This is a genomic window from Methanohalobium sp. (genome assembly GCF_018609725.1).
GTDB lineage: Archaea > Halobacteriota > Methanosarcinia > Methanosarcinales > Methanosarcinaceae > Methanohalobium.
On sequence record NZ_JAHENT010000030.1, the window covers coordinates 1 to 22,429 of the forward strand.

Genomic DNA, 22,429 nt, shown 5'->3' on the forward strand with positions numbered 1-22,429 from the left:
ATCCGATTTTATATTTTTGAAGTAGAGATTGTACATCCTCTGTAAACCATGATTCATGTCTAAACTCGATGACATTGTTTTTGCGTTTGTCAAGGTTTTTGCAGAACTGTTCCAGAAGTTCCATGTTTTTGTGAAGATTTGAGGGGAGTTGCCACAGAATGCATCCAAGTTTATGCTGTAACGGGGCAGCCCTTTCATAAAAAGCTTTGATGTCATCTTCTACATTATGTAGTTTCTTGAAATGAGTTATTACTCGGTATCCTTTGATTGTAAATTTGAAATTAGAAGGAGTTTCAGTGTACCATTTGGAAAATGTCTTTGGTTTTATTGGATTGTAGAATGTACTGTTTACTTCTACGGTATTGAAACGTTCCGCATAATAGGACAGCCATTTCTTTTTATCCAGTTTCTCAGGGTATAATACATTCCTCCAGTGGTCATATTGCCATCCAGAAGTTCCAATGAAATATTTATCTGCCATATTATCACATTTAATAATATTGTAAATACACTCCCAGAATAATTTATTATCAGTGAGTTATTTATTTCTGTTGCATATATTTTCTATAGGACGTTTATAATTATGTTTTTTATACAAAAACCGCCAGAGAGGGATAGCTAATCATGTTAAAAACCCTTATATTTGATATGGATGGAGTGCTGGTAAATTCCATGCCCTATCATGTAGAAGCTATGAAAGTAGCGTTTGATAATATCGGGGTGCAAATTGACAAGCAGAATATTTATGAGCATGAAGGTTCTAGAACTATTGATATTGTACGTGATTTGCTAAAAATGGATAACAAAAACCCTGACTCGTTTAATCTTGATGATATAATACAACAATACGAGCATGAATTTAACAAAATTGTAAAACTGGAACCCTTCGAAGGGCTAAAGGATTTATTGGATGCACTGAAAAACAAATACATCTTATGTGTTGTTTCTGGAGCAGAGGATTCTATTGTAAAGGATATTCTTGAAAAACTGTATCCTGATGTGTTTGATGTAATTATTACAGCAAATGATGTGAAAAACGGGAAACCTGAACCTGAGCCATATTTAAAAGCTGTTGAGAAATCAGGTGTAGAAAAAGATGAATGCATAGTATTTGAGAATGCAATGCTTGGGGTAGAATCTGCAAAAAGAGCAGGGTTATACTGTGTAGTAATTCCAACATACATAGACAGAAATAAACTTGAAAACGCAGATGTAATTGTTGAAAATCATGACTATCTAAAACAATACCTCATAGAGCTGGAATAATTTTAATAAAAAGGAATGGAGTTACAGATTAACTCCATTAGTTTTGTCGTTTTCTGAACAGGTAGGCGATTGTCAATACAGCTATTAACCCAAATACACCAATACCAGGTACTCCACTGGGTGTAACTGTATATGTACCAGTTTGTCCATCAACCTCAACTGAATAGTTACTGGGTTCATTTTCTGTATGTGTAAATTCTACTGTTGTAGAATTGCCTGCATCCAGTGTTATTTGCTCTGAATCTTCCATTGTTCCATTGACCATTAGTTCAATGGTATAGTCTCCTCTCATATTGCCGATATTGGTTGCATTAACTGTTATTGATACCGGATTACCGGCTTCGACTTCAGATGGCGATATGTTCAGGTCCAAGATACTGAACTGGGCACCGGATTCAAGTATTTCGATATTATCTTCACCATCCTGATATCCATCTTTAGATGCAGTTACTTTGTGTACCCCGGGATCATTAGTGGTGTAGGTTATAGTCCCATCTGCTGATGTATTACCTATAGATTCATTGTCATAGGTAACTTCTGCATTTTCTATTGGTTCATTGCCGATTGCTTCTGTTACAGTTATGGTAATTATATCACCTGCAAATATATCATCAGGTGAAATATCAACACTCATCCTGTTCTCCTGCTGACCTATAACTTCTATTTCCTTACTTGCTGAAACAAATCCCTGTTTTTCAGCGGTAACAGTGAATGTACCGGTTTCTTCTGGAGTATATTCAATAGTTCCTTCTCTTGTAGTAGTTCCTATATTTTCGTCATCAAACATTACAACAGCATCCTGTACAGTTGCACCGCGCGATTCAATAGTTATAGTAACGGTTGAACCCCGGGTAATGGTGTCTTTTAAGTCTATTGTTAACATATCACTAGGACCAGTGGTAACTTCCACAAATGGATAATATCTTACAGTACCTGAATAATCTGCAACTTTGAAATTGACGTTGCCCATTATGCTGATAGTATCGTCCTGACCAAGCGTTATTGAATCTTCATTACTCATTGTAATTTTATTAGAACTGACTGAATCAACTTCCATTTTTCCATAGTTGTCTCCATCATCGACTTCGGTATAATCTTCAGAAATCTGGAATATACCCTCTACAAACACAGCGTTGGTTTCGGTACCTCTGAAAATGTTTTCAAAGTTTACAGCAATAATTGGTACATCATCGGCAGAACCTACATCTTTTTCATAAGTATAGACATCACCGCCTGAAACAACTCCACTATCTATTTGATCTCCATCTTTATGTAATTCAACAAATACACTATCTCCTTCAAGGTCAACTTCCACGATGCTAAGTCTGTATCCTTCCTCAAGGACCAGTGATGAACCTGAAAATGTGGATTTTGTTTCATCATCATCAATTAGAACTTTGGAAAGCTGTCCATCAGACATAAGGCTGACATCTTCGTCAGCGAATGTGGTGTTATCTTCTGTGTAACCAGCAAAGTATTTTTCAGCCATGAAACCGATGACTTCATACGACCCGAAATCACCGTATTCAAACTCAACTTCTGCAGGTTGGGTTGTATAAGTAAGGTTTCCGTCTTCTATATTTCTTCCATCACGTGCGACATCAATAGATTCAGTTTTTAGACCTTCATCAATGTCATAATAAAACCCTTCAAAGTTTAATGGTGTCCATTCGAAGTTTTCGTTTTCTGTAACAGTACCCCTGAGTTCATATGTTCCAGGTTCTGATATATTTACAAATGGACCGAACCTGAGTGTGCTGTGATCTGCAACAATAAAGTTGAGTCTGCCCATTATGTTGATGTCATCGCCTTGACTAAGTGTTATTGAGTCGTCATTACTCATTGAAATTTCAGTAGAACTGACTGAATCAACTTCCATTTTTCCATAGTTGTCTCCATCATCGACTTCGGTATAATCTTCAGAAATCTGGAATATGCCCTCTACAAACACAGCGTTGGTTTCGGTACCTCTGAAAATGTTTTCAAAGTTTACAGCAATAATAGGCACATCATCGGCAGAACCTACATCTTTTTCATAGGTATAGACATCATCTGCTGATACAATACCGCTGTCAACTTGGTCACCATCCTTTCTCAGTTCTATAAATACACTATCTCCACTTAGGTCAATTTCTATTATGTTTAGTGAATACCCTTCTTCAAGTTCAAGTTCAGAACCTGCAAAAAACGATTCTCTATCATCAGTATCAGTTAGAACCTTTGCAAGCTGACCATCAGACATCAAACTTACATCATCATCAATAAACGTGGTATTATCGGTGTAACCGGCAAAATATCTCTCAGCCATGAAACCGATGACCTCATACGAACCAAATTCGTTGTATTCAAATTCTGTTTCAATCGGTCTGGTTGTATACTCAAGGTCACCATCGTCTACATTTCTATTACTGTCACTATCAAGGTTTATTGTAAGGGTTTCAGAACTTTCATTTGTGTCAAGGTCATAATAGAACCCAGAATAACTCATGGCATTCCATGTATAATTTAGACTTACATTCTCATTTGCGTCCCAGATTCTATTTCCTGTTGAATTATCTGCGGCTGTGGATATACCTGCAGTGGCAATTAAACCGAAGATGAATAATACTGTAGCTATTAGTTTAATATGTAATTTCATACCATCACACTCCCATATTTAAAGGGGATTAATTAAAGAAAATAATATTTTTAAATATCCATGTCTGTAATTTGCTTACTCCCCAATAATATTATCTTCAGCATGGATAATAAAATTTTCCATGATTGTTCTATGTAAAAAGAAAAAAGTAAATATAGATTTTATAATCCAATCTACAATCTAAATTGCTTTTAAAGCCCTACTTCTTCTTTGAATTTTTCAATACCCATATTGTCGATAACCTGACCAAGACGTTTCTTGCTGGTCTGGGATTTGTAGAATTCAATAATCCTTTCAACGTATTGGATTACTTCTTCTTCAGAAAGTTCTGTGGCAACGGTATTTGCGATTCTGGGTTTAAGACCTGCACTGCCGCCAAGCATCAGAGTGTAACCTTTTGAAGTACCCATAATACCGATATCTTTTACAGCAGGTTCAGAACATGAGTTCATACATCCTGCAACACCCATTTTCATCTTTCCGGGTAGTTCCATACCGTGATATTTCTCATCAAGTTTTAATCCGAGAGCTACAGAATCCTGTTGTCCGCGTTTGCAGAATGTTGTACCAGGGCAGAATTTAACACTTCTTACACAAACACCAATTGCAGCACCGGGTTGCATTTCAAGTTCAGACCAAGCATCATCGAGGTCTTCCTCTTTTAAACCTACAATAGCAATTCTCTGGGATGAGGTTATTTTAAGAGCTTGTGCATCGTATTTTTCTGCTACGTCTGCCATTTTTTTGAGCATATCTGCAGAGACAATCCCACCTGGTATATGTGGTGCTATAGCATAGGTTTCTTTATCTCTTTGCAGAATTGCTCCTTTTTCGAGTAAATCTTTCTCTGCCATTATTAATCAACTCCCTTTCTTTATTATGTTATTACAATATTTATTTATTGTCTTAAGCCATATCTATTATTACCCTGCAACCTCTACTTAAAAGAGTAGGAATTTCTATGTCTTTAATATACCTGTTTTATTATAAAATGTAAATATGGTTGCATATAAAAAATTAAATGCAAGTATGGCTCATAATATTTTTGATTAATAAGGTTGTGAGATGAATATTAATAACAAAAATGTGATAATCAATGAAAATCACGATAGATGAAAATAAATGTACTGGATGCGGATCCTGCAGAAAAGCCTGTCCCAAAGGACCCAAAATATTTTTGTTAAAAGACCGCAACGGAAAAAAAGTTGCAGAAGTTGGAGACCCAAGTTATTGTCTCGGATGCAGGATGTGTGTAAGTGTATGTAAACCCGGTGCAATAACACTTAAAAATTAAAGACAGTATACTAAAAGCCCATAAAAACGATAAAATGGTATTACAGCTAAAAATTGTACTTGTTGAACCTCTTTATCAGGGTAATGTAGGTTCAATAGCAAGGGTGATGAAGAATTTTGGTTTTTGTGAACTTGTACTTGTAAATCCGTGCAAATTAAAAGGTGAAGCACGTGCAATGTCTTCACATGCAAGAGATATTCTTGAAAATGCAAAAATAACCAATACTTTTAAAGAGGCAGTCAAAGATGCCAGTCTGGTGGTTGGAACTACGGGTATGACATCTTCAAAGGATGATGAGCATATACGTAATCCTTCTTATACACCAAATGAATTAAAAAACAGATTGGAAGGCATGGACGGAACAGTGGCTATTCTTTTCGGTCGTGAAGATAAAGGTTTTGCAAACGATGAACTTAAATTGTGTGATATGGTAGTTCATATACCAGCAAATGAAGAATATCCAATAATGAACATTTCTCATTCAGCAGCTGTAATTTTCTATGAATTGAGCAATATCCAGAGCGGAGAAAAACCGTTTGCTGACCCATTTGACCTTAAACTTTTACATAATCACCTGAATGAATTACTGGAGCAGTTGGAATACCCATCTCATAAAAAAGATAAAACGCTTCTTATGTTTAGAAGGGTTTTTGGACGTGCCCAGTTAACAAATAGAGAAGTCCAAACCCTTCGAGGAGTTTTAAGAATTATTCAGCGCCGGATAAAAAATTGAGAATACCTAATACCTTGATATATATTCAAATCATTTTATAACAATAATCTTGTGGATTAATATGGCAGAAGAAGGATGGAAAGAACGGTTCGGCACTTTTTTTAGACGTTATTACTGGGATGAGATACTTCATCTTGCAAATGAATATCCTGAACAACGCAGTTTAACGGTGAATTATTATGATATTGAAAATTTTGATCAGGAACTTGCAGATGAATTAATTGTAAATCCCGATGAGATAATACCTGCTGCAGAGGAGGTTTTAAGAGAAGGAGAAGAGCTGGTACTTCCGGTTGATAAGTCTCTTGAGGAAGTGCATTTACGGATAATCAATAATCCGAATAAAATTACGATAAGGAACCTTAGAAGCAAACATCTCATGCAATCTGTAGCAGTAGAAGGGATGATACGTAAAGCTACAGAAGTACGCCCTAAAATAACAAATGCAGCTTTTTACTGTATGCGATGCGAGCATATTACCTATATACCCCAGACAAGCCAGAAATTTACAGAACCCCATGAATGTGAAAATGAAACCTGTGGCAGAAAGGGACCATTCAAAACGCTTGTTGATAAATCCACTTTTGTAGACGCCCAGAAACTTCAGATACAGGAGTCTCCTGAAAATTTAAGAGGAGGAGAACAGCCCCAGAGCCTTGATATCGATGTTGATGATGACCTTGCTGGAATCGTTACCCCGGGTGATAGAGTAATTATCAACGGAATCCTTCGTTCTCATCAACGTACTCTGCGTGATGGTAAATCACCTTTTTATGACCTTGTGTTGCATGCCAATTCAATAGAATATGTGAATAAAGAATTCGAGGAGCTTGAAATAACTCCCGAAGATGAAGAGGAAATCCTTGAGTTGAGCAAAGACCCCCAGATTTATGAAAAAGTAGCAAAATCTATTTCTCCATCGATTTATGGATATGAAAACATTAAGGAAGCACTTGCTCTTCAATTGTTTTCAGGAGTTACCAAAGCATTACCTGATAGTTCAAGGGTAAGGGGCGATATCCATATTCTTATAGTCGGAGACCCAGGTATTGCAAAAAGTCAGATGTTGCGTTATATGGAAAAACTTGCTCCAAGAGGAGTGTTTACGTCAGGTAAAAGTGCGTCCTCCAGTGGCCTGACAGCATCAGCGGTAAGGGATGAACTGGGTGATGGAAGGTGGACACTGGAAGCCGGTGCACTTGTCATGGCAGATATGGGTGTAGCTGCTGTTGATGAACTTGACAAAATGAGTTCAGAGGATAAAAGTTCACTTCATGAAGCTATGGAACAGCAATGTTATGATGACCAGACAGAAATTCTAACTGAAAACGGATGGAAACTTTTTAAAAATGTAATTGAAGGAGAAAGAGTTGCCTCACTTACACCAGATGAAAAACTAGAATATGTAGTTCCTGAGATGTATGTAGCTTCTGATTATGAGGGGGATATATATTATATTAAATCACGTCAGGTAGACCTTGCTGTTACACCAAACCACAACATGTATGTTGATATCAACAAACGTGCTAATGAATGGACAGGGTTCGACCTTCACCGGATGGATTCATTACCTCTACATAAAAGGATGCGTTTTAAGAAAAATGCATACTGGGATGGTGAACGCATCAAAACATTTGAAATACCATCTATAGTCAAGTATGTCAACCAGAATTGTTCAGGGATAGAAACCGAATCAATTACTGTTAAAATGAATGATTGGCTTGAATTTCTTGGTTATTATCTTTCTGAAGGTTCAGTAAAATACATGAACGGAATTCCCTATTCTGTGCAGATAACACAGAAAACATCTGGAAAAATCCAAAAAATCCAGAATAGCATGGATAAGCTTGGGTTTAAATGGAGTTATGATGGGCATTCATTTAGTATACATTCAAAACAACTTGCAAAATATCTTTCCATGTTTGGAAAATGCCATGAAAAATTTGTTCCTGAATATGTGAAAAAACTTTGTCCTGAGCAAATAAAAATATTTGTTGATGCAATGGTTCTTGGTGACGGATATATCAGATGTGAAACCGGTAAAACGGCTTATGTTACCAGTTCAAATCAGTTAGCTGATGATATGCAGGAACTTGCACTTAAAATGGGTTATTCCGCAAATAATTATGTCGTTGTAAATAAAGGAGAAATAATCCAGGTTCCTGAAGGCCGGTCAAGTGTTACATCTAATGATATATATGAGGTATCTTTTATCCGTGAGGGAGGGAATCATCCAAGCATCAATACAAATGGGAACTACCATATTGAGAAGAAACCCTATAAAGGAAAAATTTACTGCGTGGAAGTACCTAACCATGTTCTTTATGTAAGAAGGAATGGCAAACCGGTATGGTGTGGTAATACGGTATCAGTTGCGAAGGCGGGTATAATAGCTACATTAAAATCCAGATGTGCCCTGCTTGGTGCAGCAAATCCAAAATATGGACGTTTTGATAGATACGAGGGTATTGCTACCCAGATAAACATGCCTCCTGCACTGATTTCTCGTTTCGATTTAATTTTTGTACTTCTTGATGTACCGGATGATGATAAGGATAGAAGAATTGCCAATCATATTCTCAAGGCACATTATGCTGGAGAAATGATGGAACAGAGGTCGAATAATCCGGTATCAGAAGTCAGTCAACAGCAGATTGATTCCCAGATGGATGTAATTAGTCCTCCGATTGATGTGGAAAAATTAAGAAAATACGTGGCTTATGCCAGAAGAAATGTATATCCTATACTTGAGGATGATGCACGCAATCATCTGATAGAGTTTTACATGAACCTGCGTAAAATGGGTGAAGATAAGGATGCTCCGGTACCGGTTACTGCAAGACAGCTGGAGGCACTGGTAAGACTTACCGAATCAAGCGCCCGTGTGCGTCTTAGCAGTGTAGCCACTCTGGAAGATGCAAAGCGCACAACAAACCTTGTGTATACATGCCTCAAACAGGTGGGAGTAGACCCTGATACCGGTGCGTTTGATGTGGATGTTATTGAGACAGGAACGTCCAAGAGTCAGAGAGATAAGATAAAAGTAATAAGAGAAATTATACAATCACTTGCTGATGAGCATTCTGATAAAAAGGGTGCTCCTGTTGAAGAAGTCTATTCCAGAGCAGAGGAAGAGCAAATAGATCGAGAACATGCCGAAGAACTGGTTACCAGAATGAGACGACAGGGAGACCTGTTGTCGCCGGATAAAGACCATATTAGATTGGTTTGATATAAGTGATGATATGTACCTTAAAATACATCAGTCCAGTAGATATTATGTAGTCGCAGTATGTGATGAAGATATTCTGGGCAAAACATTAAAAGAGGGAAACCTCACAGTAGAAATATCTGAACAGTTTTACAAGGGTAAAACAGCATCTGAAAGTGAAGTTATTGAAGCGCTTTCAATAGCTACAACAGCAAACATTTTCGGAGAGGAATCGGTAGCCTGTGCCATCAAATGCAGTGCAGTTGATCCTGAGAATGTAATCCGAATAAATAATGTTCCACATGCACAGATATTTAGAGTATAACAATTGTTAAATATTATATAAACTTCTTATGAAGAGTGGGGATAGGAGTATAACTATGGATTCAGAGACAAGTACAACAGGTAATGATAATACCAGTGTAACCATAATGGATAGAAGTGAACTGGTTTCAGGAGTTATAGAAAAGCATCAAAATTTCCTGAACAAATACAAACAGGAATTTGAACAAATCAATGAAAGAATCGAATCCATCAATGAACAGATGGAATCATCAAAGAAAAACAAGGAATATGTTGTTGGGCGCAGAGACGTTTTAAGGGAAAAACGTCAGCAAATACTATATCAGGCACAAAAAACACTCAATGAATTGCAGTCATCTATAAAGGATTCTGAACATAAAGAAATATTGGGTTCGGTTGATGAAAAGATATCCAAACTTAAAACATCTATATCTTCTGATGAAGAAAAACAAATTGTGGATGAGATAATATATAGTATATCTGAAATATCATTAAATGGTGAGACTGCAAACAGAAAATTATTGGATATAAAATCAAAGATTGAATCTGTAATAGAGACCAGTAATGAAATTGAATCAATCAAGGGTTCAGATAAACAATACGAAAAAGAATACGATAAATTGAAAAAAGAATTAAATGAACTGAACCCCCGATATAAATGGCTGGAGAAGCGTATTAGTAGTCATGAAGAAAGTATTGAATACTGGAAAAATGTTGAACAATAAAGGGGGTAGTTAGATGGAGGCTACAGAAAATTCAGACATCTCAAATATGTCTGAACGTGAATTAAAGGATAAAATAAACCAGTTGAGGACACAGATAAGCCAAAAAGAGAAAAATCTCAATACTATTTTTAAAGACCTAAAATTATATCGAAATAACATTGATGAATTAAAAGAAAAAAGGAATGAATTAAATGCAAAGGTAAAAGACCTTGTTTCTCAGGCACAGGACTTTAAGTCCAAACGGGATGAAAATAATAAAAAAATCACTGAATTAAAGTCCAGACGGGATGAGATTCAGAAACAGAACAAAAGCAAAGCTAATGAAATAGCCCAGCTTAAAAAGAAGCGAAACGAATTAAATGACATCTCAAAGGGGACTGAAGAATCACTCTCAAAAGCTTATTCACAAGAACTTAACAAATTCCTGAATGAGGATATACCTCTCAACCATGAGATTGACCTTTTTGAAAGACTGGAAAACCTTAAAAGAAGACTGGAAGCTGCGCAGGAAGCAAATAATATCCACCAGAAAATACAGGAAATCTATAACACTAGTTTCGATGATAATATAAATGAGTTGAACGACCAGATTCAACAACTTGCGGATGAATCCCAGCAGTATCACCTTCAAATGGTGGAATATTTCAATAAAGCAGATGAGGTTCGTGCAGAAGCGGATTCATATCATGAAGATATAAAGAATAAGTATTCGTTAATGTCTCCGCTAAAAAGTAAAATAGACCCAATAAAAACCGAAATATCACAGCTTCGTGAAGAACTCGATAGGTATCTAAAACAGTTGGATGATATTCAACTTCAAAAAGATGAAAAAAGCCAAGATGAAAAACATACAGAAGCCAAAGAAAAACTTGATAAAAGTGGTCGCTTAAGCCTTGAGGATTTAAAGATACTTATGGAACGTGGAGACCTCTGATAAATCTTAAGTTGTGTTTTTGTATAATATGTAAACTACAATAACACCAATGGAAATCGTTCCAATAACTGTAATTGCTGTCTGTAAGTAACCATCTTCTATTTTTGGATTATTAGTAGAATTTGTATCGTTACTGCTGTTTGGAGTTTTTCCTGAGTTGTTCAACTTGGGGGTTTCTAACTGGGGGTCAAGATACTGGTAAACCGATTTGAATGTGACAAGTTCACTTTCAGGATTGGTGTATATTTTATCCACTGTAGCGTTTAATATAACTGTAGAGTCTCTTTTATACGTAAAATGTTCGCCTTCATGAACAACATCATTTTTAACACTTCTACCATTCAACGACAGCTCGAGCCATAATCTTTCATCTTCCTGATTCACTCCTTTTATTTGGAGTTTATATCCCTGAAAGAATGAATGGCTTTCTTCGGATTTGATAAAAATCTTTGTGCCATTAATCAGAACAACAGGGACATTATCATCTTCTTCTGATTGGGATGAAACAACTGCTACACTGGAATGTAGAATCATGAGCATTATTAGCAGGGATACAAATGTTTTCAGTTTCGTATTCTGTCTCATATAAACCTTAACTTGTTCTTGTATATATACATCTGCCTGCTATTATTTCTTCTTTTTTACCATCATCTTTTTTGACAATAAGAGCACCATTTTTTGTAACTCCTATTGCTTTTCCTTCTACCATTTTGGATGGTGTCATTATTGAGACCTCTTTGCCGATAGAATCAGACAGAGATATCCATTCATCAACAATATCGGTAAATGGCTTTGATTTAAATTTTATGTATTCCTGTTCAAATTCATATAAAAGATTTTGTACAAATGATACACGTTCTACTGGTTTACCAAGTTCAGATTTTAAAGAGGTCGACCCTTCTTTTAGTTCACTGGGAAACATACCTGTATCAACATTTGCATTTATTCCTATACCCAGTACTATATAATTGATTTTTTCAATTTCAGCGTTTATTTCGGTAAGAATTCCGCAAACTTTTCTGTTGTTTATAAGAATATCATTCGGCCATTTAATATAGGCGTCAATACCAAGATTTCTGATAGCATTTGCAACAGAAATACCTGCAACAAGTGTTAGATGATAGGCATGAGATGCTGGAATCGTCGGTGTTAAAATAACCGAGATATAAATTCCTCCACGAGGTGATGTCCAATCTCTTCCCATTCGACCTCGTCCACTTTTTTGGGTTTCTGAGATTATGACAGTTCCTTCATCTTCATCAGGTGCTAATCTTTTGGCTTCTTCGTTGGTTGATCCCAGTTCATCAAAATGATATATTTTATTTCCTATAATACTGGTTTTGAGCCCAGAAAGGATTTCTTCAGAATAGAGCATATCAGGTGAAGAATTTAATATATAACCGGTTTTAGTGGAAGATGTAATATTGTATCCGTCATCTTTTAAAGATTTTATATACTTCCAGACCATAGTTCTGCTTATTCCCAACTGTTCACCCAATTCTTCACCTGAAACAGGTCTCTGGTCAGAATATTTCAGGATGTTTAAAATATCTTCTTTTCTGTAGCTCAATTATATCCCACCACAATCAAACTCTATTCATTTACAATATAATTGAGCGACATATTATATATTTCTGGTTGAACAACAAAATTATTGGTTTTGTTTTTTGTATCCATCAAGGTAGGCATTAACCGCACTGGTGACAGCAGCAACCTTCTGGTTTTGATTATCCAGAGCTGATGCAAGGGTCATGTTACGGTTTGCTTCTTTGTCAACGATTTTTTCGACATCTTCAAGGATATTATGTGTGTCTATAAAATGGGTGGTAAGCTCTCCTCTGCGGAATGCATCATTTTCAAGTATTGCTTTATGGAAGGGTATATTTGTTGTAACACCAACAACGACATATTCAAACAATGCACGTTTCATCCTGTTGATGGCTTCGTCACGGTTTTTACCCCAGACACAAAGCTTTGAAATCATTGAATCATAATACGGTGATATAGTGTATCCCATGTGTACACCGCTGTCTACCCGTACACCAGGACCACCTGATGATCGGTATCTTCGTATTTTTCCAGGAGAAGGTGCAAAATCGTTTAACGGATCTTCAGCATTTATTCGGCATTCAATTGCTGACCCCCTGATATCCATGTCTTCCTGTTTGTAGGGTAATTTTTCACCGCATGCAATGTATAATTGTTTTTTTACAATATCTATACCGTTAATCATCTCAGTGATGGCATGCTCTACCTGAAGGCGTGTATTGACTTCAAGGAAGTAAAATTCACCTTTTGAATAGAGGAATTCAACTGTACCGGCGTTCTCATAACCTATTGCCTTAGCAGCTCTCACAGCAGCTTCTCCCATTTCTTTTCGCAGTTCGGGAGTCATTATGGGTGATGGAGCTTCCTCTATCAGTTTTTGATGGCGTCTCTGGATAGAACATTCTCTGTCTGAAAGGTATATAGTGTTACCGTATTTATCCGCAAGAATCTGGATTTCAATGTGTCGCGGTTCTTCAACATATTTTTCAATAAATACAGTAGAGTCGCCAAAAGCCGAAGATGCTACTGACTGGATGGAATTGAGAGATTTTTCAAATTCTTCCCGTGAATGGACAACTTTCATCCCAATTCCACCGCCGCCTGCAGAGGCTTTTATTATAACAGGAAAACCTATCGATTCTGCAATATCTATGGCGGTGTTTACATCCTCTATTGGTTCTTCAGTACCCGGAACAACCGGAACATCGGCATCTATCATTATATTCCGGGCTGATATTTTGCTACCCATTTTTTCGATTACGTCACTGGACGGACCGATAAATGTGATGCCCCGTTTTTCACACTCTCTTGCAAATTCTGGGTTTTCTGATAAAAAACCATATCCCGGATGTATACCATCTGCACCGCTTTCTTCTGCAACATCCAGTATTTTATTGATATCAAGATAGCTTTTGCTCGAAGGTGCCGGACCGATGGGATAGGACTCATCAGCGTATTTAGCAAAAAGGGCGTTCTTATCTGCTTCAGAATAAACCGCAACAGTAGGAATATCAAGTTCACGACATGCACGCATGATCCTTATGGCGATTTCTCCTCTATTTGCAACAAGTATTTTCTTGAACATATATTTACCTGCCATTTATCTTGTTTATGATCATACGATTGAAGCCAGTAAATCTCCTGAAGATATTGCATCTCCTTCGGAGACATATATTTCCTTAACAACTCCACCATGTGAAGCGGTTATAGTGCTTTCCATTTTCATGGCTTCAATTACACAAACCGGGTCGCCTTCGTTAACAGTATCTCCTACGTTCATGTGTATTGAAAGTACAGTACCCTGCATGGAACTGGTAACAGCACCTTCAACATTTTCCGGGTCAGGAGTTTGTGATGTGCCCTCTTCTGAAACTGAAACAACAGAGCCACCTACAGGTTCTACTTTGACATCATATACTTCCTGGTCAATGGTTACTTTGAATTCGGTAGGTATACCTGTATCAGGGGATGAAGATTTTTGAGGCGGTTTTTCGGTATCTACCGGTGCGAGTTGTTCTTCTTCAGCTTCTCCTCTGAGGAATTTGGGTGCTATAGATGGGTACAGTATATAAGTAAGAACATCCTCTTCGTTTCTTACCAGGCCGTGGTCTTCTGCTTCTTTTTTCTTCTCTTCATATTCAGGTTCCAGTAAATCAGCAGGACGACCGCTAAATGGTTCTTCATTTTCTATAATCTTGGCAATCATCTCACTGCTAATTGGCTGTGGAGGCTGACCATATAGCCCGCGAACATAATCTTTAACCTCTTTTGGTACCATTTTGTAACGTTCACCCATTACTACATTCAATACAGCCTGTGTGCCAACAATCTGGCTTGTAGGAGTTACAAGTGGTGGATAACCCAGCTCGGCACGCACTTTTGGTATTTCAGCCAGAACATCTTTGTATTTTCCAAGTGCGTTCTGTTCTTTCAACTGGGATACAAGGTTGGAAAGCATACCACCCGGTACCTGATAAATCAGTACATTAGTGTCTACCTGTTCTGAAATAGGGTCCATTATGCTTCTGTATTCCTCTTTAACCTGTTTGAAATATTCAGCAATTTCTGTAAAGGCTCCCAGATCAAGTCCTGTATCATAGGGTGTGCCCTGAAGTGCAGCTACCATAGATTCTGTAGGGGGTTGAGAGCTTCCTCCTGAAAATGGAGATAATGCAGTATCAAGTACATCTACACCTGCTTCACAAGCTGCCATATAGGTCATTGGAGCCATGCCTGAAGTGCAATGACAGTGGAGTGAAATGGGTAAGGATACCTCTTTCTTGATGGATTTTATAAGTTCTTCTGCAGCATGGGGTGACAGCAGACCTGCCATGTCTTTGATACACAATGAATCACATTCTCTTTGCTCGAGTTCTTTTGCCAGTTCTACATACTTTTCAGTTGTATGCACTGGACTTATGGTATAGCAAATTGTACCCTGCACATGAGCTCCGAGTTTGTTGGCTGTATTTATGGCGGTTTCCATGTTCCGGACATCATTTACTGCATCAAAGATTCTGAAAATATCTATTCCGTTTTCAAAGGCTTTTGTAACAAATTTTTCAACAACATCGTCTGGGTAATGTCGATACCCAACAAGGTTTTGTCCTCTAAGAAGCATCTGAGCCTGTGTATTATGCATATGTTTTTTGAGTTCTCTCAACCTTTCCCAAGGATCTTCATTGAGATACCTGATACAGCTGTCAAAAGTAGCGCCACCCCACATTTCAAGGGAGTGGTAGCCTACTTCATCCAGCTTATCTACAATCGGTAGCATATTACGTGTTCTCATACGCGTTGCAAGCAGTGATTGATGGGCGTCTCTTAGTATAGTGTCTGTTAATTTAACTCTCATTGGGCACCTCTGGAAATTTTATATGGTGGATTATTCGATTAGTATAATTAAAAATCCTGATAAATCAAATTATACCCAGATATGCATCTTCTTTTATGTATTTTCTGGTTAAAAATAAGAGTTTATGTGTTTATATCTGGATAGTTAAATAGGTAAAATAGGTATTTGCCTCAGCACTCATAGGGCTCATCATTATTCAGATCTATTTCTCATCACAGGCAAATTATTAACACTATTTTCAATTTCACTTTTAACTTTTTCCCTGATAGTTAGACCCTATTTTTAATCTCCTGAACAACCTTTTTGGCTTCAGTGTCAGGTGAATCGGACTGGTATATACTCCGTCCTGTAATCACCCAGTCAGCTCCTTTATTGATAACATCTGAAGCACTTCCTCCCTGTGCGCCTACACCGGGTGAAATTATGGCAAGCTTGTTTCCTATAATTTTTCGTACATTTTCAACACTATTAGTCCGGGTTGCAGGTGCAACAACCCCCGAGACACCGGCTTCTACTGCCATTTTTGCGATTTTTTCCGAAACCTGCTGGAAGAATTCAGTAGACCCGGGATGGCTCATATCAACCACGACAAACACCTGTCGGTTATATTTTTTTGCTGTCGCGACGCATGCATCAAGACTGTCACGACCGGTAAATCCGTGGACTATGACAGCATCGGCTCCTGAGTTAAAAACCTGTTCACAGATAAGGCGGTTGGTATTGGGAATATCTGCAACTTTGAAATCTGCTATGACCGGTAAACTTGATGAAATATCTTCTATAATTCCAATTCCAGTTTTAAGGACAAGAGGGTAACCGATTTTAACAGCGTCCACATATTCATAGACTTTTTCGGCAACATCAAGTGCTTTATTCCTATCGGTGACATCCAGTGCAAGTATGAGTTGGTTGTTTTTTTCCATAAAAGCACCTTTTATTTTTTGTTCTCCATCCTGCTCCTTGCGGCTGCAACAATGATGGGCAGTGTTATTGTAGCATCGGCATGTACTGTCAATGATTGTGCGTACTCACCGACTTTGCCCCATGATCGGGCTTCATCAAGGGAAGCTCCGCTTAATCCGCCTGTTTCGGGAGTGTCCATTGTAAGTTGAACAGCATAATCAAGTTCTTTCGGTGTTACAAGCATTGATTGAAAAATGTAATTTTTGGGAACACCACCGCCTATCAACATAGCACCGGATTTTTCGGCGTCATAACAGATGTCTATCAACTCCTTCATATCGGCAAACGCGTCTACGTTTAGTTTGTTGGTCTGTTTGTAAAGCCATGCCTGCAAACCTATCATGGAATCCTGGATTGCTGGACAGTATATCGGTACATTCATATCGGCTGCAACTTTTAATATTGAATCATCATCTTCAAGATGGTTGCCTATATGTGTAAGGAATCCTCTGATGGATACAGGTTCCTCACCCATATCTTCCAGTATTGACTGCATTTTTTCCTCAAATTCTGTAAAATGGTTTTCTGGAAGATATACATCATATATACGGTTTATTTCCTCGTTTTTTAGTTCCGTATCGTTTGAATGGGCTGAACCTTTGTAATGATGAAGCCCCATAGCTTCAACAAGGTCATGTACCATATTGGCACCAGTAGTTACCAGTACATCGATGTAACCGTCACGTATCAGGTCAACTACGATTTTGCGCATTCCTGCAGGTACCATTGCACCTGCCAGACCAAAAAATTTGGTGGTGTCTTCTGTAAGCATTTCACAGTATATATCTACTGCTTCTGAAAGTCTGCCTGCTCCAAATGCACATCCACTGATACCTTTTATAAGTTCGTCCACGCTCATATCTGAGGTAATCTCAGCCTGTCTGATTTCTCTGTCAAGCTTTTTACACGTTGTATTTGCGTCGTTTTTGGAATGCATTACCTGTCCTCATCTCAATCTCAATTTGATACCACAAATCAATTCACATCTAATTCTTTAACTTTTCTTTTAAGCTCATCCACGATTTCAGGGTTTTGGAGAGTAGAAGTGTCGCCTTCATCTTTATTATTTGTAATGGCTTTCAAAATTCTTCTCATTATTTTACCGCTTCTTGTTTTCGGAAGGTCGTCCGTAAATACAATTCCTTTTGGTTTTGCAATAGGTCCTATGTCTTTAACAATTTTATCCCTTAATTCCTGCTTGAGTTTCTCATCTTCTTTTGACCCCGAACTCAATATGACATAACCAAAAACTGCTTCTCCTTTTATTTCATCTTTTATACCTTCAACGGCAGCTTCAACAACATCAGGATGTGATTCTAATGCACTTTCCAATTCCATAGTACCAAGACGATGTCCAGCGACATTGATAACATCATCTACACGACCCAGAATCCAGAAATATTTGTCATTATCCAACCGAGCAGCATCTTCGGTCATATATTTATCAGGACCCCATTTGCTCCAGTAGGTGTTGATAAACCGCTCTTCATCCCCATAAACCGTGCGAATCATACTGGGCCAAGGTCTTTCTATTGCAAGATATCCACCATGACCCGGTTCAATTTTATTGCCTTCATCGTCAAGAACTGAAGCCTTTATACCCGGGAACGGATAAGTAGGACTACCTGGTTTCATGGGTGTTATTCCGGGAAGTGGTGTTATCAAAATCATGCCTGTTTCAGTTTGCCACCATGTATCAACGATTGGACATTTTTCATATCCAATGTTTTTGTAGTACCACCACCATGGGTCAGGGTTAATTGGTTCACCAACGGTACCGAGCAGTCTTAATGATGAAAGGTCATGTTTCTCAGGCCATTCAGATCCCCATTTCATAAAGGCTCGGACTGCGGTTGGAGCTGTGTAAAATATTGTAATTTTGTGTTTTTCAATCATTTCCCAGAATCGGTCTTTATCCGGATAATCCGGTGCACCTTCATACATGAATATGGTAGAGCCATTTGAAAGAGGACCATAAACAATATACGAGTGACCGGTAATCCATCCGACATCTGCTGAACACCAGTATATGTCATCCTCTTTTAAATCAAAAACCCAGTTTGCTGTAACATGAGTACCAACCATATACCCACCGGTTGTATGGACAATACCTTTCGGACTACCGGTAGTACCGCTTGTGTACATTAAAAACAGCATATCTTCAGAATCCATTTTTTCGGGTTCACAGGTAGAATCTGCAGATTCAATTATTTCATGCCACCAAACATCTCTTTCGGGTTTTATCTCTATTTCATTATCAAGATGATTGACAACAATGACTTTTTCCACAGTTTCTGTTTTACTAATTCCTTCATCGGTTTTGTTCTTGTGTTCCAGAATTTTTCCACGTCTATAATAACCATCTGTTGTGATAACGTATTTGCTTTCTGCATTGTTAATTCGGTCTGCAAGAGCATCAGCCGAAAAACCGGCAAAAACTACACTATGAGGAGCACCGATTCTGGCACATGCAAGCATGGCTATAACAGCTTCAGGTATCATGGGCATATATATGGTAACAATATCTCCTTTTTCAACACCCTGATTTTTCAGTGCATTTGCAAATCTTGAAGTGGCTTCTAAGAGTTCATTATATGTATATTTGCGGATGTCTCCTTTTTCACCTTCCCAAAGGATAGCGGTTTTGTCTCCAAGTTTGTTTATATGCCGGTCAATGCAATTATATGATGCATTGAGTTTTCCACCAACAAACCATTTTGCATGAGGAGGTTTCCATTCAAGGACACTGTTCCATTTTTCGAACCAATCGATATGCTCTGCAAGTTCTTCCCAGAATTTTTCTGGGTTATCTTCAGCTCTTTTATAAACCTCAGGGTCATTTATATTGGCTTGTTTTACAAAATCTTCAGAGGGGTTTATTAGTTCATGTTCTTCAAGTTTTGATTCAATCGTTTCTTCCATTATCCACGCACCCATTGTTAATATAAAATAATTATATTTTGATGCACCAATATATTAACTGAATTTGTAAATATTTAGTGGTATATCTGTAATAACTAATTTAAATAAACAACTGATACAAATCACCGATAGATATATCATGTTTTTATCAGGTAGTATCCAGTAACATGAGTATAGACATCACTCCACTTATATGTCATCCGGCATTAACAGTATCCAATACCGAAAAGGCGCTTGTGGTCGCTGATATACATCTTGGTATTGAATGGGACCTTTATAAAAGTGGAATAACAATACCAAGTCAGACAGAAAAACGTCTTGAGAGGCTAAAAGGATATGTGGAACAGACAAGTCCGGATAGGATTATCCTTCTTGGAGATGTAAAACACAATGTACCTCGAACTTCATGGCAAGAGAAAAATGAAGTTCCCTATTTCCTTGATGCTTTAACAGAACACACATCTGTGGATATAATTCCGGGTAACCACGATTCAGGTATAGAATCATTGTTGCATAAAAATGATAATATAAAAGTTCATTCTTCAAAGGGTGCAGTAATAGATGGAGTTGGATATTTTCATGGTCATACTTGGCCTACTTTTGAATTATTACAAACTGAATATGTAGTTACTGCACACAACCACCCAACAGTAAGATTTACAGATTCGCTCGGTCATCCAACAATAGAACCATCATGGATAAGGTCAGAGTTCAATTTTGATGAGCTATCCCGTTATCAAAGCCTTGATTATCAATCCTGGAACAATCCCATTGTATTTGTAATGCCTGCATTCAATGAGCTATGTGGTGGTATAGCTTTTAATGAGTCATTACATGAGGATCTATTAGGTCCAGTATTTTCCACAAAAGCATTTGAACTTGATGAATCAGAAGTTTATCTGCTTGATGGTATGTATCTTGGGGTTTTGAAAAATATACGCAAATCAAGCATGACAAGAAAAAGAACACCGCGAAAAGTTAAAACCAAGAAGAGATAAAAATCAATACCAATCATGAATTTTGATAATATATTTGATTCATTCCATCCAAAAATTCAGCAGGCACTCAAAGAACAGTGTTTTGTCTCGCCTACTGAACCACAGGAAAAAGCGTTTCCTGTTATCCTTAAAGATAGTAATATATTACTGATAGCTCCAACCGGCTCTGGAAAAACTGAAGCTTCTGTGTTACCGGTATTTAATAAAATACTTGAAAAGAGTGATGATGAGAGAAAAGGAGTATCTGCACTCTATATAACACCTTTGCGTGCACTCAACCGTGACATGCTTTCACGCATCAAATGGTGGGGTGAATATCTCGGAATTCAGGTAATGGTTCGTCATGGTGACACTCCAAAACATGAACGTCAGAAACAGTCTCAAAACCCACCGGATATGTTGATAACTACACCAGAAACACTTCAGGCGATGTTTACCGGGAGACGGTTGAGAGAGAATCTGGAATATGTGACGCATGTAATTGTCGATGAAATCCATGAGATGGGTACATCCAAACGAGGTTCACAACTCACGCTGGGGCTTGAAAGGCTGGTGGAAATTTCGGGTGATTTTAAAAGAATCGGGTTATCAGCTACCGTGGGTAATCCCAATCTTATAGCCAGTTTCCTTGCAGGAAATGACCGCAGTATATCGGTTGTAGAAGTTCCCATGCTCAGCCTGATGGAGTTTGATATATTATATCCTGAAAAAACCCAGAAAGACATAGAAATATCCAGAAAAACCGGGTTTGACCCAGAATTTGCCTCACATCTTCGCAGTATTCAGGATATAGTTGAAAAACATGAATCAACACTAATATTTGTAAATACCCGACAGAGTGCCGAATCTCTGGCATCGGGTTTTAACATAATTGATGCACCTATCAGTGTACATCACGGTTCTTTATCTTTTGAAGCCCGATTGGAAGCTGAAGATTCTTTTAAAAACGGAAATCTGAAAGGTCTTATCTGCACCTCGTCTATGGAACTTGGTATCGATATAGGAAATATAGACCATGTTATACAGTATGGTTCACCAAGACAGGTTTCACGTCTTCTGCAAAGAGTCGGTCGAGCAGGACACAAGATACATGAAGTGTCAAGAGGCACGATAATATCCACAGGTCCTGATGACAATACAGAATCCATGGCTATAACAAAAGCTACACTTGAAGGAAGGATAGAGGATATATCACCTCATTACAATCCTCTGGACGTGCTGGCTAATCAGATATGTGGAATAGTGCTGGATTTTGGAGAGACAACAGTAGATAAAATACATGAAATTGTCACAAGAGCCTATCCCTTTAAAGATTTAAAAATCGAGATGTTGAATGGAGTTGTTACCCAACTTATCGGTTACAGGATGCTGTGGAGTGATAATCCTGGAATTGTCAGCAGAAGGAAAAAGACCTGGAATTATTATTATGAAAACCTTTCCATGATACCCGATGAAAAAAAATTTGAAGTTTATAATATAGTAACCGGCAAAACAGTAGGCATGCTGGATGAGGCTTTTGTTGTCAATTTTGCATCACCG

The 22,429-nt window shown here is 37.8% G+C and carries 19 protein-coding genes; 9 read left to right on the plus strand and 10 right to left on the minus strand.

Annotation, left to right across the window (positions count from 1 at the left end; genetic code table 11):
* Positions 1 to 481: DUF72 domain-containing protein (locus QZ276_RS01660; protein WP_292484697.1), on the minus strand; the 481-nt coding region annotated here is incomplete at its 3' end.
* A 143-nt stretch (positions 482 to 624) separates the two neighbouring features.
* Between QZ276_RS01660 and QZ276_RS01665 the strand changes: the two genes are divergently transcribed.
* Positions 625 to 1,266, plus strand: a complete 642-nt coding sequence (locus tag QZ276_RS01665; RefSeq protein WP_292484698.1) for an HAD family phosphatase — start codon at positions 625 to 627, stop codon at positions 1,264 to 1,266.
* 37 nt (positions 1,267 to 1,303) lie between these two features.
* On the opposite strand, the gene QZ276_RS01670 is transcribed toward QZ276_RS01665, so the two are convergent.
* Together QZ276_RS01670 and QZ276_RS01675 are read right to left on the minus strand one after the other, a co-directional pair.
* Positions 1,304 to 3,904 (minus strand): S-layer protein domain-containing protein, encoded by a 2,601-nt coding sequence (locus QZ276_RS01670; RefSeq protein ID WP_292484700.1) that lies wholly within the window; start codon positions 3,902 to 3,904, stop codon positions 1,304 to 1,306.
* 191 nt (positions 3,905 to 4,095) lie between these two features.
* Positions 4,096 to 4,758 carry an NAD(P)/FAD-dependent oxidoreductase gene (locus QZ276_RS01675; protein ID WP_292484702.1) on the minus strand — a complete coding sequence of 221 codons (663 nt, stop codon included), beginning with the start codon at positions 4,756 to 4,758 and terminating at the stop codon, positions 4,096 to 4,098.
* A gap of 242 nt (positions 4,759 to 5,000) precedes the next feature.
* Between QZ276_RS01675 and QZ276_RS01680 the strand changes: the two genes are divergently transcribed.
* The 6 genes from QZ276_RS01680 to QZ276_RS01705 all read left to right on the plus strand — a co-directional run bounded on the left by QZ276_RS01680 (position 5,001) and on the right by QZ276_RS01705 (position 11,104).
* A complete protein-coding gene (locus tag QZ276_RS01680; protein WP_292484704.1) occupies positions 5,001 to 5,198 on the plus strand; it encodes a 4Fe-4S binding protein in 198 nt (65 codons plus the stop codon).
* 34 nt (positions 5,199 to 5,232) lie between these two features.
* Positions 5,233 to 5,931, plus strand: a complete 699-nt coding sequence (locus tag QZ276_RS01685) for an RNA methyltransferase (protein WP_292484706.1) — start codon at positions 5,233 to 5,235, stop codon at positions 5,929 to 5,931.
* 61 nt (positions 5,932 to 5,992) lie between these two features.
* Positions 5,993 to 9,163 carry an LAGLIDADG family homing endonuclease gene (locus tag QZ276_RS01690; protein WP_292484708.1) on the plus strand — a complete coding sequence of 1,057 codons (3,171 nt, stop codon included), beginning with the start codon at positions 5,993 to 5,995 and terminating at the stop codon, positions 9,161 to 9,163.
* 13 nt (positions 9,164 to 9,176) lie between these two features.
* Positions 9,177 to 9,467, plus strand: coding sequence for a DUF424 domain-containing protein (locus QZ276_RS01695; protein WP_292484710.1), 291 nt, complete (start codon positions 9,177 to 9,179; stop codon positions 9,465 to 9,467).
* Positions 9,468 to 9,522: 55 nt separating this feature from the next.
* Entirely contained in the window at positions 9,523 to 10,170 is a 648-nt protein-coding gene (locus QZ276_RS01700; protein ID WP_292484712.1) for a hypothetical protein, read from the plus strand.
* A gap of 13 nt (positions 10,171 to 10,183) precedes the next feature.
* A complete protein-coding gene (locus QZ276_RS01705) occupies positions 10,184 to 11,104 on the plus strand; it encodes a coiled-coil protein (RefSeq protein WP_292484714.1) in 921 nt (306 codons plus the stop codon).
* Positions 11,105 to 11,110: 6 nt separating this feature from the next.
* Here the strand turns inward: QZ276_RS01705 and QZ276_RS01710 are convergent, their stop codons facing one another.
* The 7 genes from QZ276_RS01710 to acs all read right to left on the minus strand — a co-directional run bounded on the left by QZ276_RS01710 (position 11,111) and on the right by acs (position 19,892).
* A complete protein-coding gene (locus QZ276_RS01710; RefSeq protein ID WP_292484716.1) occupies positions 11,111 to 11,689 on the minus strand; it encodes an S-layer protein domain-containing protein in 579 nt (192 codons plus the stop codon).
* 7 nt (positions 11,690 to 11,696) lie between these two features.
* The gene (locus QZ276_RS01715) at positions 11,697 to 12,674 is read right to left on the minus strand and encodes a biotin--[acetyl-CoA-carboxylase] ligase (RefSeq protein WP_292484718.1); all 978 of its coding nucleotides are present in this window, start codon (positions 12,672 to 12,674) and stop codon (positions 11,697 to 11,699) included.
* Between the two features lie 81 nt (positions 12,675 to 12,755).
* Complete coding sequence (locus QZ276_RS01720) at positions 12,756 to 14,237, minus strand: acetyl-CoA carboxylase biotin carboxylase subunit (RefSeq protein WP_292484732.1); 1,482 nt, start codon at positions 14,235 to 14,237, stop codon at positions 12,756 to 12,758.
* Positions 14,238 to 14,267: 30 nt separating this feature from the next.
* Positions 14,268 to 16,007, minus strand: coding sequence for a sodium-extruding oxaloacetate decarboxylase subunit alpha (gene oadA / locus QZ276_RS01725; RefSeq protein ID WP_292484720.1), 1,740 nt, complete (start codon positions 16,005 to 16,007; stop codon positions 14,268 to 14,270).
* Between the two features lie 269 nt (positions 16,008 to 16,276).
* A complete protein-coding gene (gene pyrF, locus QZ276_RS01730; protein ID WP_292484722.1) occupies positions 16,277 to 16,930 on the minus strand; it encodes an orotidine-5'-phosphate decarboxylase in 654 nt (217 codons plus the stop codon).
* Between the two features lie 11 nt (positions 16,931 to 16,941).
* Positions 16,942 to 17,907 carry a deoxyhypusine synthase gene (locus QZ276_RS01735; protein ID WP_292484724.1) on the minus strand — a complete coding sequence of 322 codons (966 nt, stop codon included), beginning with the start codon at positions 17,905 to 17,907 and terminating at the stop codon, positions 16,942 to 16,944.
* 38 nt (positions 17,908 to 17,945) lie between these two features.
* Positions 17,946 to 19,892, minus strand: coding sequence for an acetate--CoA ligase (gene acs / locus QZ276_RS01740; RefSeq protein WP_292484726.1), 1,947 nt, complete (start codon positions 19,890 to 19,892; stop codon positions 17,946 to 17,948).
* 167 nt (positions 19,893 to 20,059) lie between these two features.
* On the opposite strand from acs, the gene QZ276_RS01745 reads away from it, so the two are divergent.
* On the plus strand, positions 20,060 to 20,890 hold the full coding sequence (locus QZ276_RS01745; RefSeq protein WP_292484728.1) for a metallophosphoesterase: 831 nt from the start codon (positions 20,060 to 20,062) through the stop codon (positions 20,888 to 20,890).
* A gap of 15 nt (positions 20,891 to 20,905) precedes the next feature.
* Positions 20,906 to 22,429 (plus strand): DEAD/DEAH box helicase (locus tag QZ276_RS01750; RefSeq protein ID WP_292484730.1); only part of this gene is annotated, 1,524 nt, incomplete at its 3' end.

Excerpts from the sequence above, each read along its gene's own strand:
- QZ276_RS01665 (WP_292484698.1), top strand. The coding sequence starts at position 625 with ATGTTAAAAACCCTTATATTTGATATGGATGGAGTGCTGGTAAATTCC.
- QZ276_RS01670 (WP_292484700.1), bottom strand. The coding sequence starts at position 3,904 with ATGAAATTACATATTAAACTAATAGCTACAGTATTATTCATCTTCGGT.
- QZ276_RS01675 (WP_292484702.1), bottom strand. The coding sequence starts at position 4,758 with ATGGCAGAGAAAGATTTACTCGAAAAAGGAGCAATTCTGCAAAGAGAT.
- QZ276_RS01680 (WP_292484704.1), top strand. The coding sequence starts at position 5,001 with ATGAAAATCACGATAGATGAAAATAAATGTACTGGATGCGGATCCTGC.
- QZ276_RS01685 (WP_292484706.1), top strand. The coding sequence starts at position 5,233 with ATGGTATTACAGCTAAAAATTGTACTTGTTGAACCTCTTTATCAGGGT.
- QZ276_RS01690 (WP_292484708.1), top strand. The coding sequence starts at position 5,993 with ATGGCAGAAGAAGGATGGAAAGAACGGTTCGGCACTTTTTTTAGACGT.
- QZ276_RS01695 (WP_292484710.1), top strand. The coding sequence starts at position 9,177 with ATGTACCTTAAAATACATCAGTCCAGTAGATATTATGTAGTCGCAGTA.
- QZ276_RS01700 (WP_292484712.1), top strand. The coding sequence starts at position 9,523 with ATGGATTCAGAGACAAGTACAACAGGTAATGATAATACCAGTGTAACC.
- QZ276_RS01705 (WP_292484714.1), top strand. The coding sequence starts at position 10,184 with ATGGAGGCTACAGAAAATTCAGACATCTCAAATATGTCTGAACGTGAA.
- QZ276_RS01710 (WP_292484716.1), bottom strand. The coding sequence starts at position 11,689 with ATGAGACAGAATACGAAACTGAAAACATTTGTATCCCTGCTAATAATG.
- QZ276_RS01720 (WP_292484732.1), bottom strand. The coding sequence starts at position 14,237 with ATGTTCAAGAAAATACTTGTTGCAAATAGAGGAGAAATCGCCATAAGG.
- oadA (WP_292484720.1), bottom strand. The coding sequence starts at position 16,007 with ATGAGAGTTAAATTAACAGACACTATACTAAGAGACGCCCATCAATCA.
- pyrF (WP_292484722.1), bottom strand. The coding sequence starts at position 16,930 with ATGGAAAAAAACAACCAACTCATACTTGCACTGGATGTCACCGATAGG.
- QZ276_RS01735 (WP_292484724.1), bottom strand. The coding sequence starts at position 17,907 with ATGCATTCCAAAAACGACGCAAATACAACGTGTAAAAAGCTTGACAGA.
- acs (WP_292484726.1), bottom strand. The coding sequence starts at position 19,892 with ATGGAAGAAACGATTGAATCAAAACTTGAAGAACATGAACTAATAAAC.
- QZ276_RS01745 (WP_292484728.1), top strand. The coding sequence starts at position 20,060 with ATGAGTATAGACATCACTCCACTTATATGTCATCCGGCATTAACAGTA.